The 13564-nt window shown below is 71.8% G+C and carries 14 protein-coding genes; 2 read left to right on the top strand and 12 right to left on the bottom strand.

Translation table 11 applies throughout. The features are described 5' to 3' along the window. Positions 1-40: 40 nt before the first annotated feature. Complete coding sequence (locus J4557_RS37115) at positions 41-910, bottom strand: NUDIX hydrolase (protein WP_208271483.1); 870 nt, start codon at positions 908-910, stop codon at positions 41-43. 526 nt (positions 911-1436) lie between these two features. On the opposite strand from J4557_RS37115, the gene J4557_RS37110 reads away from it, so the two are divergent. Beyond that, the gene (locus J4557_RS37110; RefSeq protein WP_208271482.1) at positions 1437-2711 is read left to right on the top strand and encodes an HNH endonuclease signature motif containing protein; all 1275 of its coding nucleotides are present in this window, start codon (positions 1437-1439) and stop codon (positions 2709-2711) included. An 861-nt stretch (positions 2712-3572) separates the two neighbouring features. On the opposite strand, the gene J4557_RS37105 is transcribed toward J4557_RS37110, so the two are convergent. The 9 genes from J4557_RS37105 to J4557_RS37065 form a co-directional block, all read right to left on the bottom strand. Beyond that, positions 3573-4337, bottom strand: a complete 765-nt coding sequence (locus tag J4557_RS37105) for a dienelactone hydrolase family protein (protein ID WP_208271481.1) — start codon at positions 4335-4337, stop codon at positions 3573-3575. Between the two features lie 77 nt (positions 4338-4414). After that, positions 4415-4762: a peptidase inhibitor family I36 protein gene (locus J4557_RS37100; protein WP_208271480.1), complete on the bottom strand. Its 348-nt coding sequence runs from the start codon at positions 4760-4762 to the stop codon at positions 4415-4417. Between the two features lie 73 nt (positions 4763-4835). Continuing rightward, positions 4836-6011, bottom strand: coding sequence for a low temperature requirement protein A (locus J4557_RS37095; RefSeq protein ID WP_208271479.1), 1176 nt, complete (start codon positions 6009-6011; stop codon positions 4836-4838). A gap of 37 nt (positions 6012-6048) precedes the next feature. Further along, positions 6049-7005, bottom strand: coding sequence for a lysophospholipid acyltransferase family protein (locus J4557_RS37090; protein ID WP_208271478.1), 957 nt, complete (start codon positions 7003-7005; stop codon positions 6049-6051). 107 nt (positions 7006-7112) lie between these two features. Beyond that, entirely contained in the window at positions 7113-8114 is a 1002-nt protein-coding gene (locus J4557_RS37085) for an NAD-dependent epimerase/dehydratase family protein (RefSeq protein WP_208271477.1), read from the bottom strand. A 47-nt stretch (positions 8115-8161) separates the two neighbouring features. Beyond that, complete coding sequence (locus J4557_RS37080) at positions 8162-8260, bottom strand: 30S ribosomal protein bS22 (protein ID WP_018654693.1); 99 nt, start codon at positions 8258-8260, stop codon at positions 8162-8164. A 447-nt stretch (positions 8261-8707) separates the two neighbouring features. Further along, positions 8708-8911, bottom strand: coding sequence for a helix-turn-helix domain-containing protein (locus tag J4557_RS37075; RefSeq protein ID WP_067466901.1), 204 nt, complete (start codon positions 8909-8911; stop codon positions 8708-8710). 340 nt (positions 8912-9251) lie between these two features. Continuing rightward, the gene (locus J4557_RS37070) at positions 9252-10136 is read right to left on the bottom strand and encodes a phosphatase (RefSeq protein WP_208271577.1); all 885 of its coding nucleotides are present in this window, start codon (positions 10134-10136) and stop codon (positions 9252-9254) included. A 119-nt stretch (positions 10137-10255) separates the two neighbouring features. Beyond that, positions 10256-11467 (bottom strand): acetoin utilization protein AcuC, encoded by a 1212-nt coding sequence (locus tag J4557_RS37065; protein ID WP_208271476.1) that lies wholly within the window; start codon positions 11465-11467, stop codon positions 10256-10258. 143 nt (positions 11468-11610) lie between these two features. On the opposite strand from J4557_RS37065, the gene J4557_RS37060 reads away from it, so the two are divergent. After that, positions 11611-12588, top strand: coding sequence for an alpha/beta hydrolase (locus tag J4557_RS37060; RefSeq protein ID WP_208271475.1), 978 nt, complete (start codon positions 11611-11613; stop codon positions 12586-12588). 8 nt (positions 12589-12596) lie between these two features. On the opposite strand, the gene J4557_RS37055 is transcribed toward J4557_RS37060, so the two are convergent. Together J4557_RS37055 and J4557_RS37050 are read right to left on the bottom strand one after the other, a co-directional pair. Further along, positions 12597-12779 carry a hypothetical protein gene (locus J4557_RS37055; protein WP_208271474.1) on the bottom strand — a complete coding sequence of 61 codons (183 nt, stop codon included), beginning with the start codon at positions 12777-12779 and terminating at the stop codon, positions 12597-12599. 143 nt (positions 12780-12922) lie between these two features. Then, entirely contained in the window at positions 12923-13357 is a 435-nt protein-coding gene (locus J4557_RS37050) for a hypothetical protein (protein ID WP_208271473.1), read from the bottom strand. Positions 13358-13564: the final 207 nt, after the last annotated feature.

The raw sequence follows: 13564 nt of genomic DNA, 5'->3' as shown, positions 1-13564 counted from the left end.
GCCCGCCTTCAGGACGCTTTCACCGCGGTTTCAGCCGGTTTCAGCTTGTCTCCTCCGCCGGGATACGGCTTGACCGCCCCTCGGTGACCGCCTGGGTGACCGCCTGGGTGAGCGCCTGGGTGAGCGCCTGGGTGAGCGCCTGGGTGAGCATGCCCAGCGTGGCCCAATCGACGAGCCGTGCCGCACGGATCTCACCGAAGGTCGCGATCTCCACCCAGGTCCGCTCGGAATCGCCGTCCACACCGTGCGGACGGTCTCGCTGCGTCCGCAACCAGGCCAGCTCGTCGTCAGTGATCTCAGCGGAGAAGAGATGAACGTGATGCGCGGACACGGTCGCGGCGACCTGGCGGCTTCCGTGCGCGCGGAAGCGACTGGCGTCGACCCGCAGGCCGGTCTCCTCCGCCAACTCGTCGACCGCCTGGGCCAACGGCTCAACAGGCAACGCCACGCCGACGTGTTCGACGGGGCCAGCCGCCTCGATGGGATCAGCCGCTTCCCTGGGATCAGTCGCCTCGTCCGGAGACGAGCCGCCGGGCAGTTCGTGCACGTACCCGTCGGGCGTCGAAGCAGAACTGCGGAACTCCCGGACGAGCACGACCGTCGTCTCGTCCAATGACGGACCAGGGCGGTAGAGGGCCACCACAGAGACGTCCGGCCGGGAGATGACGATCTCGTTGTCCTTCGTCATGTTCTCGGCGGCGACATGCATCCGCACATGCAGCGCCCAGAAGAACACCGCGCCCGATTCACCGTCGATGGGTGACGTCCACACGGGCCTAGCACCGAGCACCACATTGCCTGCGTCGCACTGCGCGGTGTACCAGCGCCGGAAACTCTGGGTGCGCCAGATCTCCGACGGGACGTCCCGCTCACCGCCGGCCATCGATGCCTTCAGGCCATCCGTCTCCATACTCAACATGCTTCTGCAAGACCGCGCCTCTTCAAAGTACAAAATTTAAGACGCCGGAAGCCGGGGATGGAGGCTGGAAACTCGGGGCGGAAGCCGGGAGGCGGAAACCGGAGAGCGGGAACCGGGAGGCGGAACCCGGGGTAACGAAGAGGGGATGCGGAGACGGGGTGTCCCAAGCTCTCGGACATAGGACCCAGAGGCGGTGGGGGCGGCGCTGGCGTACGGGGCCGCCCCTCCAAAGTCAAGGGCGCCTTCGGCGTCGCTTCGCGATGGACTTCGTCCACCCTTGACTTCGGAGCCTCTGCGGCCCCTGAGGCAACGTTAGGGGCAGGCTCCGCCTGCCCCGCCCCGGTCGCGCCGCCCCCACCGTCCGCCCACGTAAGGAGAACTGGCGCGAAATATGAATTGGCGTTAAGTCGAACCACACAGAGAAAGATAGGTATACCCAGCTATACCTATCCCCCAGGCAACAAAAATAGCCCCCTTTCTCAGCGCGAAGACCACCCCCAATCGATATACTTAACCCATGCATTCGGTCACGGTCGATCTCAACGAGGCGTCCACCATGGAATTGGTGAACGCCGCTGCGATGATCGCCGCCGAGCTGGCCGCCCGCGAGGCTCCGGAATCTCCTGCGGCATGCCTGGAGCTCACCGAAACCCTCGTGGCCGCCTCCGATAAGCAGGAAAGCGCGCTCGCCGCATTCATCGGCCGAGTCGACGCCACCAAAGAGCAGGCCCGGTGGGGATATCCCTCCACCCAAGCATGGCTGCGGTCCCGGCTCGGCATGCGCGACAACCGCGCCAAGGAGCGCCTCACTCTCGCCCGGCAGCGGCGTCGCCTGCCCGAGGTCTGCGCCCAGCTAGCCTCCGGTGACCTGTCCTACGGTTACGCCGTCACGGTCGCCGACTCGGTCTCGCGCCTGGACGACACCGACTGCGCCGAGGCGGAGACAACACTGCTCGGCTTCGTCGACCAGGGGTTCTCCGCCGGGAAGGTCGCCGCGTTCGGGCGCCGCATCCGCGACCTCATCGCCGACCGCGACGACACCGAAGACGCCCCCGACCAGGACACCAAACGCGGCTACGACAAGTCATGGCTCACGACCACCCGTTCGCTGGACGGCGGCCGGTACGTCAAAGGGTGGCTGAACCCTGAGGACGCCGCGATCTGGGACGGCACCCTGGCGCCGCTGGCCAAGCCGGCCGGCCCCGACGACCGCCGCGACCTCCCCGAACGCACCGCAGCCGCCCTCTCCTGCGTGCTGTCGGGCGGACACAAAGCGTCCAAGGTCACCGTGATCTGCGACCTGGAGACGCTCACCGGGGGCAACGCCCCGGCCCGCCTCACCGACGGCACCCCGATCCCCGCCGCCCAGGCACGACGCATCGCCTTCTCGGCCGGAGTCTCACCCCTGCTCCTCGGCCGCGGAAACACCCCGCTCTACCTGGGATACCGGGAACGATTCGCCTCCGCCGCACAACGACAGGTGCTGGAAACGCTCTACCCCTCCTGCGCGGTACGCGGATGCGAAGTCCCCGGAACACTGTGCGAAGTGGACCACGTCCACGGATGGGCGCTCGGACGATCGCCCACCGACATCGATCAACTCGCACTCGCCTGCGGATGGCACAACCGGTTCAAGCACACCAACCCCGACCAGATCCAGATCCGCAAGGATCACGACGGGCGGTACATCTACCGACTACTCCCACCAGCCGACGCGCGAGACAAGAGGGGGGTCGGACCACCGGGCAGCATCGGCCCGCCCGACAACCCCGCCCTCGACTGGGCCGCTTGATCACCACTTGCACACCGCCACACCGGGTACACGCACGCCCGCGCCACCGGCGCGGGCGTCTGCCCTGCCGCCTGTCTTCCAACGCTGCCGGTGACCACACCCGTGCACTAGTAATCCGTACCGGGTTGCTCTAATGAGCGAGCCGAGCGCTGCCGAACCCTCCGAATCACCCCTGGGAAATCACCGGATGGCCTCACCAGCGGGCTCGGCGGCCGGTCTCTCCATCTCCCGGTCTTCCCTTACGTGGGCGGACGGTGGGGGCGGCGCGACCAGGGCGGGGCAGGCGGAGCCTGCCCCTAACGCTGCCTCAGGGGCCGCAGAGGCTCCAAAGTCAAGGGTGGACGAAGTCCATCGCGAAGCGACGCCGAAGGCGCCCTTGACTTTGGAGGGGCGGCCCCGTACGCCAGCGCCGCCCCCACCGCCTCTGGGCCCCTACGCCCCGATGCCCTTATGCCTGTGCCCCCGCTGCCCCGCGCTCCGTGTACTCCGCACCCCGATGCTCCGTGCCCCGCGCCACGATGCTCCGCGCTCCGCGCCCTGCCCCCCGCAGCCTGGGTCTCGCGCCCGGATGCTCCGTCCCCGCGTCCCGCGCCACGATGCTCCGCGCTCCGCGCCCTGCCCCCGCAGCCCGGGTCTCGCGCCCCGGATGCTCCGTCCCCCGCGCCCAACAGCCCCGCGCCCCGCAGCCCCGTGCCCCGCAGCCCCGTGCCCCGCAGCCCCGTGCCCCGGATGCTCCGTGCCCCGTAGCTCCGGGTCTCGGCGTGGCGTTGCTCGCGCGCCAGTGCGGCCGCTCCGGTGCCGTCCTAATGACCCTCCGCTCGACTCCAACAGCCGAAAGCGAAGAGCAGCGCCCAGGAGCCCCTACTGAGCGAGTTCGGTGGCGAAGAGGGTGCGGACGCGAGTCCAGGAGTCCTCGGCGGCGGAGGCGTCGTAGGGTTCGCGGCCCGGGAAGAAGAAGGCATGCCGCGCGCCCGGGTAGACGATCTCCTCGTGGCGGACGCCCGCCGACTCCAGGGCGGCGCTGATCTGGTCCCGCTGGGCCGCGTCGATGACGTGGTCGAGTTCGGCGAAGAACATGAGCGTGCGGACGTCGCGGGACGCGATGGCGGGGGTGTCGTCCAGCAGGGGTTCCGGACGGCTGAGGGCGGTGCCGGCGACGGGGAGCCAGCCGGGGTAGTAGATCGCGGCGGCGGCGAGGTCGAGGCGGGTGGCGGCGAAGAAGGCGATGTGGCCGCCGAGGCTGAAGCCGAGGACGCCGGTCTTCTCGGTGGCGTCCGCGTGCTCGCGGGCGTGGGCGACGCAGGCGCGCAGATCGGCCTCCACGTCGTCGCGGGTGAGGCGGCCGAGGAGGTCGAAGGCGCGGGTGCGGTTGGCGTCGCTCTCGGCGAAGCCGGACGCGGTCTCGGGGCCGGAGCGGTGGTAGAGGTTCGGCGCGATGGCGACGAAGCCGAGCTCGGCGACCTGGCGGGCGATGTCGCGGACCTGGTCCGTCAGGCCCCACAGTTCGGAGCAGACGAGGACCGCCGGGTGCGCGCCGGGGCCGGACGGGCGGGCCAGGTACGCGTTCATCGGCGCCGGCTCCCCGACGTCGATCCGTACCTCGTCCGCGGTGATCTGGGTCGCCATGGGAGCCCCCGTCGTCAGGTCGCGCGCCCGCGGCGCGAACCCGATGATCTTACTCGGCGGTCCGGTCGGGGCGGCCCCTACAAGTACGCGCGCATGGGGGCGGGGAACGCGGGCTTGGTCGAGTGGGCGGGCAGGAGCGCGACGCTGCTGCTGCCGGAGCATGCCGGGGCGTCGTAGAGACTGAAGAAGTACGGGGTGTTGTTGACGCCCGACCGGACGGTCCGGGGCAGGGACGCGCACTGCGACGGGAGCCGGTCGAAGCGCAGGACGGTGACGGCGCCGGTGTAGTCGGGGTTCTCGTAGAGGCACGCCGCGTCCTGCGGGCACGAGGGCGGGGCGTCGTCGGCGGCGGCCGGTGCCGCGGGTGCGACGGACCCCGCCGCGATCGTGAGCATGGTCGCCGCGAGCCGGAATCGACGGAGCATGGTGTGGTCCCCCTGGTGGCCGGTGCCTCTCCTCTCAGACCATAGCCGTCTGTGATCATTTGATCGCGTACCGTCAGATCGTGGCGGGGCTCCGGCTCTTGCGGACGAGGGTGCCGCCGAGCAGCAGGACGAGCACGACGGCGATCGCGGTGAGCGAGCCGGCGACGCCGATGGTGCCCGCGCCGGGCACGGTGAGCAGGGTGAGGACGACCGCGACGGCGGTGAACGGGGGCGGGACGGTGACGTGCCCGAGCGGTGCGTGCAGGACGTACAGCATGGCCAGGACGATCGCGACGGGCACGGCGGTGGCGGCGACGACGGTCGTCGCGCTCGCCTTGATGGCGTGCTCGCCCTCGCCGGCGGACGCGACGGCGACCTCGAGCCCGGCGCCGAGGGCGGCGAGGGCCGCGAACATGGCGTAGTGGCCGTAGCCCCAGATGAAGGAGCGGTCGCGGCGCGCTTCGAGGCCCTCGCCGGCGGGTTCGGAGAAGTAGATCCACCAGATCGTGAACAGGACGGCCAGCCCGGCGAGGGCGATGACGACGAGTTCGGCGCTGAGGCCGTGGGCGACGGCGCCCTGGACGGCGTTGGTGGCGGCGAGGACGCTCTCGCCCAGCAGGATGATGGTGAACAGGCCGTACCGTTCGGCGATGTGGTGCGGGTGCCAGGTGGTCATGCCCGGGCGTTCGGCGAACAGCGGGACGGAGAGGTCGGCGAGGGCGCAGACGACGAACGCCCACACCGGGCCGTCGCCGGACAGGGCGAGCCGGGACACCCACAGCACCTGCACGAGCGAGACCCCGATCGCGTAGCGCAGGGCGGTGGCCCGGCCGTCGGGATGGGCGATGGCGGCGCGCACCCAGAGGCTCACCAGGCCGACGCGCATGACGAGGTAGCCGATGGTGACGGTGGTGAAGTCGCCGTCGAACGCCGACGGCACCCCCGCCGCGAGGACGAGGACGCCGGCCATCTGCACGAACGTCATCACGCGGTACGGGACGTCGTCGGTGTCGTAGGCGGACGCGAACCAGGTGAAGTTCATCCACGCCCACCAGATCGCGAAGAACACGGCGAGGAACGCCCCGACCGCGTGGCCCGCCTCGCCCTCCTCGGTGGCGTGCGCGAGCCGTCCGGCGATCTGCGACACGGCGGCGACGAACGTCAGGTCGAACAGCAGCTCCAGGGGGCTGGAGACGCGGTGGGGTTCGGCCAGGTCACGGGCGACCATCCGGGTGCGCAGCGATGGCATGCGATCACTCTAGGCTGCGTCCCGCCCGCGGACGCTCTCAGAAGAAGGCGGGCCCTCGGCGCAGCAGGGTGTCGTACAGCATCTGCTGGACGTTCTCGCGGACGTGGTCGGTGATGTTGAAAAGGGTCATCGGGTCGTCGGCGTCCTCGGCGGCGTACTCGTCCAGCGTCATCGGCTCGCCGAACTGGATCATCCACTTGGACGGCAGCGGGACGAGCCCGGCGGGGCCGAGCAGCGGGAACGTCGGGGTGACCGGGAAATAGGGCAGGCCGAGCAGCCGCGCGAGCGGCCGCAGGTCGCCGATCTTGGGGTAGATCTCCTCGGCGCCGACGATGGCGGCCGGGACGATCGGGACGCCGGCGCGCAGCGCGGTGCCGACGAAGCCGCCGCGGCCGAAGCGCTGCAGCTTGTAGCGGTCGGAGAACGGCTTGCCGACGCCCTTGAAGCCCTCCGGGAACACCCCGACGAGCTCGCCCTTGCCGAGCAGCCGGGCGGCGTCGGCCTGGCAGGCGAGGGTGTGGCCGGCCTTGCGGGCCAGGTGCGCGAGGACGGGCACCTGGTAGACGAGGTCGGCGCCGAGGAGCCGGACGCACCGGCGGGCGTTGTCGTGCAGCGCGACCGACAGCATCAGCGCGTCGAGCGGGACGGTGCCGGAGTGGTTGGCGACGATCAGCGCGCCGCCCTCCGCCGGGACGTTCTCGACGCCCGCGGTCTCGACGCGGAACCAGCGCTCGTAGAGGGCGCGGGCCGCGGGGAGCAGGACGTGCTCGTTGAAGTCGGGGTCGTAGCCGAACTCGTCGACCTCGTACTCGCCGGAGATGCGGCGGCGCAGGAAGGCCAGGCCGGACGCGATGCCGCGTTCGAGCGGGCCGGGCCCGGTATCGGCGTCCCCGCCGGGCTCCCCCGCCTCGCCGCCGTCCTCGCCGCCGTCGTGGCGGGCCGAGGCGAGCCGGATGACCTGCGCGCCCTCGTCGTCCTCGTGGCGGGCGTGCATCGTCCTGCCTCCTTCCCCGTGCGGCGCGGGCCGCACGGTGTCGTCCCCGGACGGGTCGCCCGGTCGCGCGGCCGGCCGGACCGTGCCGGTGCGACCGCGCTCGCCGGTCAGCCGCGCAGCAGCGAGGCCAGCCGTGCCGCCGGGCCGCGGCGGCCGAGGCCCTGGGCGGCGACGAAGTCGGCGAACGCCGCCTCCGACCCGTACTTCGGGCGCCAGGCCAGCTCCTCCTCCAGGGCCGACGTGTCGATGACCCTGCCGTAGGTGAGCCAGCGCAGCAGTTCGGGCGAGAATCCCGACATGCCCGCGAACCGTCGTCCCATGTCGCCGAACAGCGAGATCGACGGCGCCGGGACGGGCACGTAGGGGCGGCCCGCGCGGCGGAGCGCCTGCGACAGCAGGAGCACGCCGTCGCCGGCCACGTTGTAGCAGCCGGGGTGGTCCTCGACGGTCATCCGCCGCAGCACCTCGACGCCGTCGTCCTCGTGGACGAACTGCAGCCGGGGGTCGAAGCCCAGCACCGTCGGGACGACCGGCATGCGCAGGTACCGCGTGAGCGGCGAGTCGACGCCGGGGCCGACGAAGTTGGCGAACCGCAGCACCGACACCGTCAGGTCGGAGCGGCGCCGCGTCAGCCCGCGGACGTACCCCTCGACCTCGACGGCGTCCTTGGCGTACCCGGACGTCGGCGCCTCGACGGGCTCGTCCCGCTCGGTGAACACGGCCGGGTCCATCGGGGAGGAGCCGTAGACGGCGGCCGAGGACCGCACGACGAGCTTGCGCGCGTCGGGCGAGCGCTGGCACGCCCCGAGCAGCTGCATCGTCCCGATGACGTTGAGCTCTTTCACCTTCGCCCGCGGCACCGACGCCGAGGTGACCAGGTTGAGGTGCACCACGGTGTCGACGCGGGCGGAGGAGATGATCTTCGCGATGCCGGGCGTGCGGATGTCGACCCGCACGAACTCGGTGCGCCCGAGCGGCATCGTGGGCGGCACGGTGTCCACCCCGATGACCCGCTCGATCCCCGGGTCGGCTTGCAGGGCGTGCGCGACCCGCGCCCCCAGGAAGCGGGAGACGCCCGTGACGAGGACGACACGGGCCGCGGCGGGCATTGCAGGCACTGTGCGCCCCACCCCTTACGGCTGAGCGACCGGCGTGCTCACTTCTTGTTGCGGCGCTGGATGCGCGTCTTCTTCAGCAGCTTGCGGTGCTTCTTCTTGGCCATCCGCTTGCGGCGCTTCTTGATGACAGAGCCCACGAGACCTCGCTCGGCGTATCGGGTGTTGTGCAGGAGACGAACGTGCCGCAGGCGAGTGGTGACTCGATAAGCGCGCACGGTCCGCTGCCCAAGGGTACCGCTGCGCAGGTGGAGATCTCGCCGCGGCATGGCGCGCGGCGACCGGCATCGCGCCGCGCGCGCCGTCCCGCGGCGCCGCCCGCGATGCCGGGCACCTTTCCGCGCGGGCGGGCGGGGATGGTGATTCCGCCCGTCCCGCGGTGTCCGGACCGGCCCCGGACCGGGGGTCGCGCGGGGCATCGGCGATGCCCCGTCCGCCCGGTCCCCGAGTCCGGCGACCTGTCGGCCGCCGGCCGGTCCTCGTCCTGTTTCCCCAGCTCCGGGACGGTCCTCTCGGGGTCGTCCCGGCGCCCCCTGCACGGCCGGGTGGCAGGTTCGGCGAGGGCCTGTCGGCCCCGCCCTCACCCGTTATCCGGCTTCGATGTACGCGTCGCGCAGGTAGTCGTGAACAGCCTGTTCGGGGACCCGGAACGAGCGGCCCACCCGGATGGCGGGAAGCTCGCCCGAGTGGACGAGGCGGTAGACGGTCATCTTGGACACCCGCATCACCGAGGCCACTTCGGCCACGGTCAGGAACCTGACCTCGCTGAGAGGTCGCTCGCCTGAGCTCATCGGACGCCCTCTTCCACACGTGCCGCGCACCGGCCCTTCGGGTGACTTTGATCACGCACGTGTACTTCCTCCAGCGTAAATCGCGTATCGGCAGTCGCAAGAGGGGAGTTCCGCACATTTCCGTATCCGACCCTGACCGGGCGGCCATATCGTTGCTCCCGTACGGAGCGCGAACATGACGGCACAGGGCGTGGCGATTCAACCGAATGTCAACCGAAAACAGGCGATGACCTGCGACTCAGAGGTTCGCGCTGGGGTCGCGCCAAACCACGGACACCGTTACGGCAGCCCTGTCACACCCAGTGACAGGATGGACGGCCGCGCCGGAAGGTAAGCAAGGTCAGTCCTTCGAGGACAGGCCGGCGCGGGCGAGGAGATACGCCGTCAAGGGCGCGTAATGGTGCGGAGATACGCCGTCGTCCAGCGGGACGACCACATCGATCTTGCCTTCGGCGGCGCCGGCGAACAGCGCGGGATCGTTACAGTCCGCGAATCCGACGGTGTCGATGCCGGCCTGCCCGGCGGCGCCCGCCCAGCCATGATCGGCAATGGCCAGATCCGGCCAAGAATCGTGTTTATCGTTCATGGTCTCGCCGTTTCCGCTATTAGCGGACGCGGCCGGGTCGGCGCCTCCGGAGGCCAGCTCGCGGAGCATCGCCTCCATCGGATGCGGATCGTGCGTGTGGTGGGTGCGGAAGTCCTCGCCCTCCAGCATCGCCACCCCCGGCTCGGCGTAGACGATCCGGCGCAGGTCGGAGCCGCCGTAGTCGACCTCGATCTCGTACGTCCAGCCCGCCGCCGGGGTCAGGATGCGGCAGCCCGCGCCCTCCAGCGCCCGTGCGACGGCCTGGTACAGCGGGGTCAGCGTGGCCGGATGCCCGGTCGCGATCACCACGGTCTCCCGGCGGCGCGCCGCGAGGCCGATCCGGTCGCCCATCGCCTCCAGCGTGTCGAGGGTGATGCCGGGGTCGATCGTGTCGTCGCCGTACACGTGCCGCGGATCCGGGTTCACGCCGCAGCGCTCGACCATCATCTCCAGCACCGAGCGCTCGGTCCACGACGGCTTCAGCTCCAGCCCGAACTGGTAGTACGGGTTGCCGGCCGCCATGCGCCGGTAGTGCAGCAGGTTGTTCTGCCGCGGTGTCGCCACGTCGCCCGCGATCATCGTCCGGACGAGGTGCGCGCGCAGTTCGTCCCGCGTGGGGGGCTTGCCAGGATCCGCCATCACTCGTCCGCCGTCACTCTGCTCGTCGCTGCTCGTCGTCGCTCGTCGCTGCTCGTCGTCGCTCGTCGCTGCTCGTCGTCGCTTGTCGCTGCTCGTCGCCGCTCGTCGCTCGTCCGCCGTCACTCGTCCGTCATCGGGTCGAGGCCGTGCTCGGGGAAGACCTCCCGCCGGGTCGCCAGGATCGCCTGGTCGACCGGGTTCGCGGGGTCGTAGCCGTTCCCCCACCGGTGCACCTCCACCACGTCCGTCCCGTCGGTCATCCGGCGCGGGGCGATCTCGCCGGTGCGCCGCCGGACGAACTCGCGCCAGGCCTCCGGGGTCTCGGTGGCCGGCGGGATCGGGTCGCCGGACGCCTCCGCCAGCAGGTGCGTCCAGGCGCGCGGGACGACCTGGACCAGCTCGTAACCGCCGCCGCCGGTCAGGATCCAGCGGCCGCCGGCCGTCTCGTGCGCGAGCCGGTGCAGCGCCGCGTACGCCGTCCGCTGCCCGTCCACGGTGAGGATCAGGTGGGCGAGCGGGTCGAGCGCGTGGGAGTCGGCGCCCTGCTGGGTGACGAGCACCTGCGGGCGGAACCGGCGCAGCAGCTGCGGGACGACCGCCTCGAACGCGCGCAGCCAGGACGCGTCGTTGGTGCCGGGCGGCAGCGAGACGTTGACCGCCGTACCGTCGGCGCCGGTCTCGGTGGGGAACCCGGTGCCGGGGAACAGCGTCCGCGGCGTCTCGTGCAGGCTGATCGTCAGGACGCGCGGGTCGTCGTAGAAGGCGGCCTGGACGCCGTCGCCGTGGTGCACGTCGATGTCGACGTAGGCGACGCGCTCGGCGCCGTTCTCCAGCAGCCACGCGATCGCGACGGCCGGGTCGTTGTAGACGCAGAAGCCGCTCGCGGCGCCGCTCAGCGCGTGGTGCAGGCCGCCGGAGATGTTCGCGGCGTGCTCGGCGCGGCCCGTCCAGACCGCCTCCGCCGCGGCCACCGAGGCGCCCGTGACCAGCGCGGACGCGTCGTGCATGCCGAGGAAGACCGGATTGTCGTCGGTGCCGAGGCCGTACCGCGGCTCCGGCAGCCCGGTCGCGCCCGCGTGCTTGACGGCCGCGATGTACGCCTCCTCGTGGACGAGGCGGAGCAGCTTGTCGCCGGCGGGCTCGAACGGGGACACCCGCACGCCGGGGCGGTCCGGCACGCCGAGCTCGCGGGCCAGCGCCATCGTCAGCTCGACGCGGACCGGGTTCATCGGGTGGCCGGGCCCGAAGTCGTAGGAGACGAGCCGGTCGTCCCAGAAGATCTCCAGCCCGCAGCCCCGGGGCGGAGGCTGGGAAGGCGGCACGGCGCTCATGACCTCACGGTATCGCGGCGGGCCCGTGGCCAGGATCACAGACCCCGCCGGTCCGGGCCTCCCTCGCGATCAAGCTGTGATGTTGATTACACGCCACAAATGGGCATGTACATAACACAACGGAAACAGCCAGTGAGGTGCCGATGGACCCGAGCGTCCGCAGCCGCACGATCTCCGGCGCCCTCCGGCTGGGCGTCCACCCCTTCATGCACCGGGTCCCCGGGCACGCCCCGAGCATCCGCACCGCCCGCTCCGCCGTGGACGCCGCGTCCCGGCTGCTGCGGGCCGGTTCGCGCGTCCGGGTCGTCCCGCTGGCGGACCCGCGCGTCGAGAGCCCTGGTGACCGGCCGGTCAGGGGCGAGTGGGTGGTCGCCCGCGACGCGCCCGAGACCCCCGCCGAGGGCGCGATCCTCTACCTGCACGGCGGCGGCTACGTCGTCTGCTCGCCGCGCACGCACCGCTCCATCACGTCGCGGCTCGCGGTCGACACCGGGCTGCCCGTCCTCGCGCCCCGCTACCGGCTCGCGCCCGAGCACCCGTTCCCCGCCGCGCTGGAGGACGCCGCCGCCGCCTACCGGTGGCTGCTCGACCGCGGCGTCCCCGCGTCCGGGATCGTCGTGGCGGGCGACTCGGCGGGCGGGCACCTCGCCGCGACGCTGGCGGGCGAGATCTGCCGGACGGGGCTGCCGTCCCCCGCCGGGATCGTCCTGTTCTCGCCCTGGGTCGACCTGACCTGCGAACTGTCCACCCGCGCGCAGCGGCGCGCCCGCGACCCGTACATCAGCGCCTATGCGGCGCGCCGGGTCGCCCGCCTCGTGGTGGGGTCGGCCGGATTCGACGACCCGCGGCTGGCCCTGCTCACCTGCGCGTGGGCGGACACGCCGCCGGTGCTGATCCAGGTCGGCGGCGTGGAGGTGCTGCGCCCCGAGGCGGAGGCGCTCGCGGACGCGCTGACCGCCTCGGGCGCGGACTGCGAGCTCCAGGTCTGGAAGGGGCAGATGCACGTCTTCCAGATCCTGAACCGGGTGCTTCCGGAGGCGAGCGCCGCGATGCGCGACGCCGCCCGCTTCATCGGGTCCGTCACGGCACCGGCGCCCAAGGAGTCGGAGGTCGCGGCGTAGGCGCGGACCTACCGGTCGTCGCCCTCGGCCCCTTTGGGGGCGGGACGGCGGTTCGCGGCCAGGAGCGCGGCCGCGTGGTCCGCCATGAAGCGCGGCACGCCCAGCCTGATGAGCGTGCGGTGCAGCAGCGTCCGCTCGAGTGGGGACGCCGCGCGGTGCACGCCCGCGCCCCGCTTCCGCCGGTCGACCATCCCGCGCCTCCCCCGCCGCCGTTTCCCAAGATCAACGGGGATGGTAGCCAGGAAAATCCCGGTTCCACCCGGGAATCAAGATCATTAGCCACGCTAGTGAATTCGCCGGTCACCCCGCGTGGCCCGCTCCCGGGCGGTGCGGGTCAGAGGTTGCGGACGTGCTCGCGCTCGAAGAGCGGGTCCCCGTCCTCCGGCCGCCGCCGGACGGTGAGGATGCCGACCGCCGCCGCGACCGCCGCGATCCCCTCGCCGACCAGGCTGATCGTCTTCTCGGTGTACCAGACGGGCTCGTGCATGTCCGGCAGCGGACCGAGCGCGCCCACGTCGACGTAGTAGTAGAGCAGGAGCGCGCCGACCGCGCTCCCCGCGACGAGGAACGCCAGCGCGTACGACCAGCGGGCCGCGTAGGTGAGAATGATCACCGCGACGACGGCGGCGATCCCGGCCTGGATGCGGAAGAGCAGGTCGCCGTGGATCGAGCCGCCCTGGACGAACGCCATCTGGGGAGCGAACCTCCAGTGCACGACGGCGTCCGCGGCGAGCCCCGCGGCGACCAGCAGTCGGAGTATGAGTCCCATACTCCTAACACGGCCCGGCACCCCTGCCCGGCTCAACCCGATCATTCGAAATTCACCTTTTCGGGCGATTCTCGGCGGGCGCGGCGCAGGACGGCGGCGCAGGACGGCGGCGCAGGACGGCGGCGCAGGACGGCGGCGCAGGACGGCGGCGCAGGACGGCGGCGCAGGACGGCGGCGCAGGACGGCGGCGCAGGACGGCGGCGCAGG

The organism is Actinomadura nitritigenes (assembly GCF_017573545.1).
Lineage (GTDB): Bacteria > Actinomycetota > Actinomycetes > Streptosporangiales > Streptosporangiaceae > Spirillospora > Spirillospora nitritigenes.
Note: the sequence above shows the minus strand (reverse complement) of the source record. Positions and strands in the feature narration are given on the sequence as shown.

Bases quoted from the DNA above. Each gene is read 5' to 3' on its own strand.
- J4557_RS37115 (WP_208271483.1), bottom strand. From the start codon at position 910: ATGGAGACGGATGGCCTGAAGGCATCGATGGCCGGCGGTGAGCGGGAC.
- J4557_RS37055 (WP_208271474.1), bottom strand. From the start codon at position 12,779: ATGGTCGACCGGCGGAAGCGGGGCGCGGGCGTGCACCGCGCGGCGTCC.
- J4557_RS37060 (WP_208271475.1), top strand. From the start codon at position 11,611: ATGGACCCGAGCGTCCGCAGCCGCACGATCTCCGGCGCCCTCCGGCTG.
- J4557_RS37105 (WP_208271481.1), bottom strand. From the start codon at position 4,337: ATGGCGACCCAGATCACCGCGGACGAGGTACGGATCGACGTCGGGGAG.
- J4557_RS37070 (WP_208271577.1), bottom strand. From the start codon at position 10,136: ATGGCGGATCCTGGCAAGCCCCCCACGCGGGACGAACTGCGCGCGCAC.
- J4557_RS37110 (WP_208271482.1), top strand. From the start codon at position 1,437: ATGCATTCGGTCACGGTCGATCTCAACGAGGCGTCCACCATGGAATTG.
- J4557_RS37085 (WP_208271477.1), bottom strand. From the start codon at position 8,114: ATGCCCGCCGCGGCCCGTGTCGTCCTCGTCACGGGCGTCTCCCGCTTC.
- J4557_RS37090 (WP_208271478.1), bottom strand. From the start codon at position 7,005: ATGCACGCCCGCCACGAGGACGACGAGGGCGCGCAGGTCATCCGGCTC.
- J4557_RS37065 (WP_208271476.1), bottom strand. From the start codon at position 11,467: ATGAGCGCCGTGCCGCCTTCCCAGCCTCCGCCCCGGGGCTGCGGGCTG.
- J4557_RS37095 (WP_208271479.1), bottom strand. From the start codon at position 6,011: ATGCCATCGCTGCGCACCCGGATGGTCGCCCGTGACCTGGCCGAACCC.
- J4557_RS37075 (WP_067466901.1), bottom strand. From the start codon at position 8,911: ATGAGCTCAGGCGAGCGACCTCTCAGCGAGGTCAGGTTCCTGACCGTG.
- J4557_RS37050 (WP_208271473.1), bottom strand. From the start codon at position 13,357: ATGGGACTCATACTCCGACTGCTGGTCGCCGCGGGGCTCGCCGCGGAC.
- J4557_RS37100 (WP_208271480.1), bottom strand. From the start codon at position 4,762: ATGCTCCGTCGATTCCGGCTCGCGGCGACCATGCTCACGATCGCGGCG.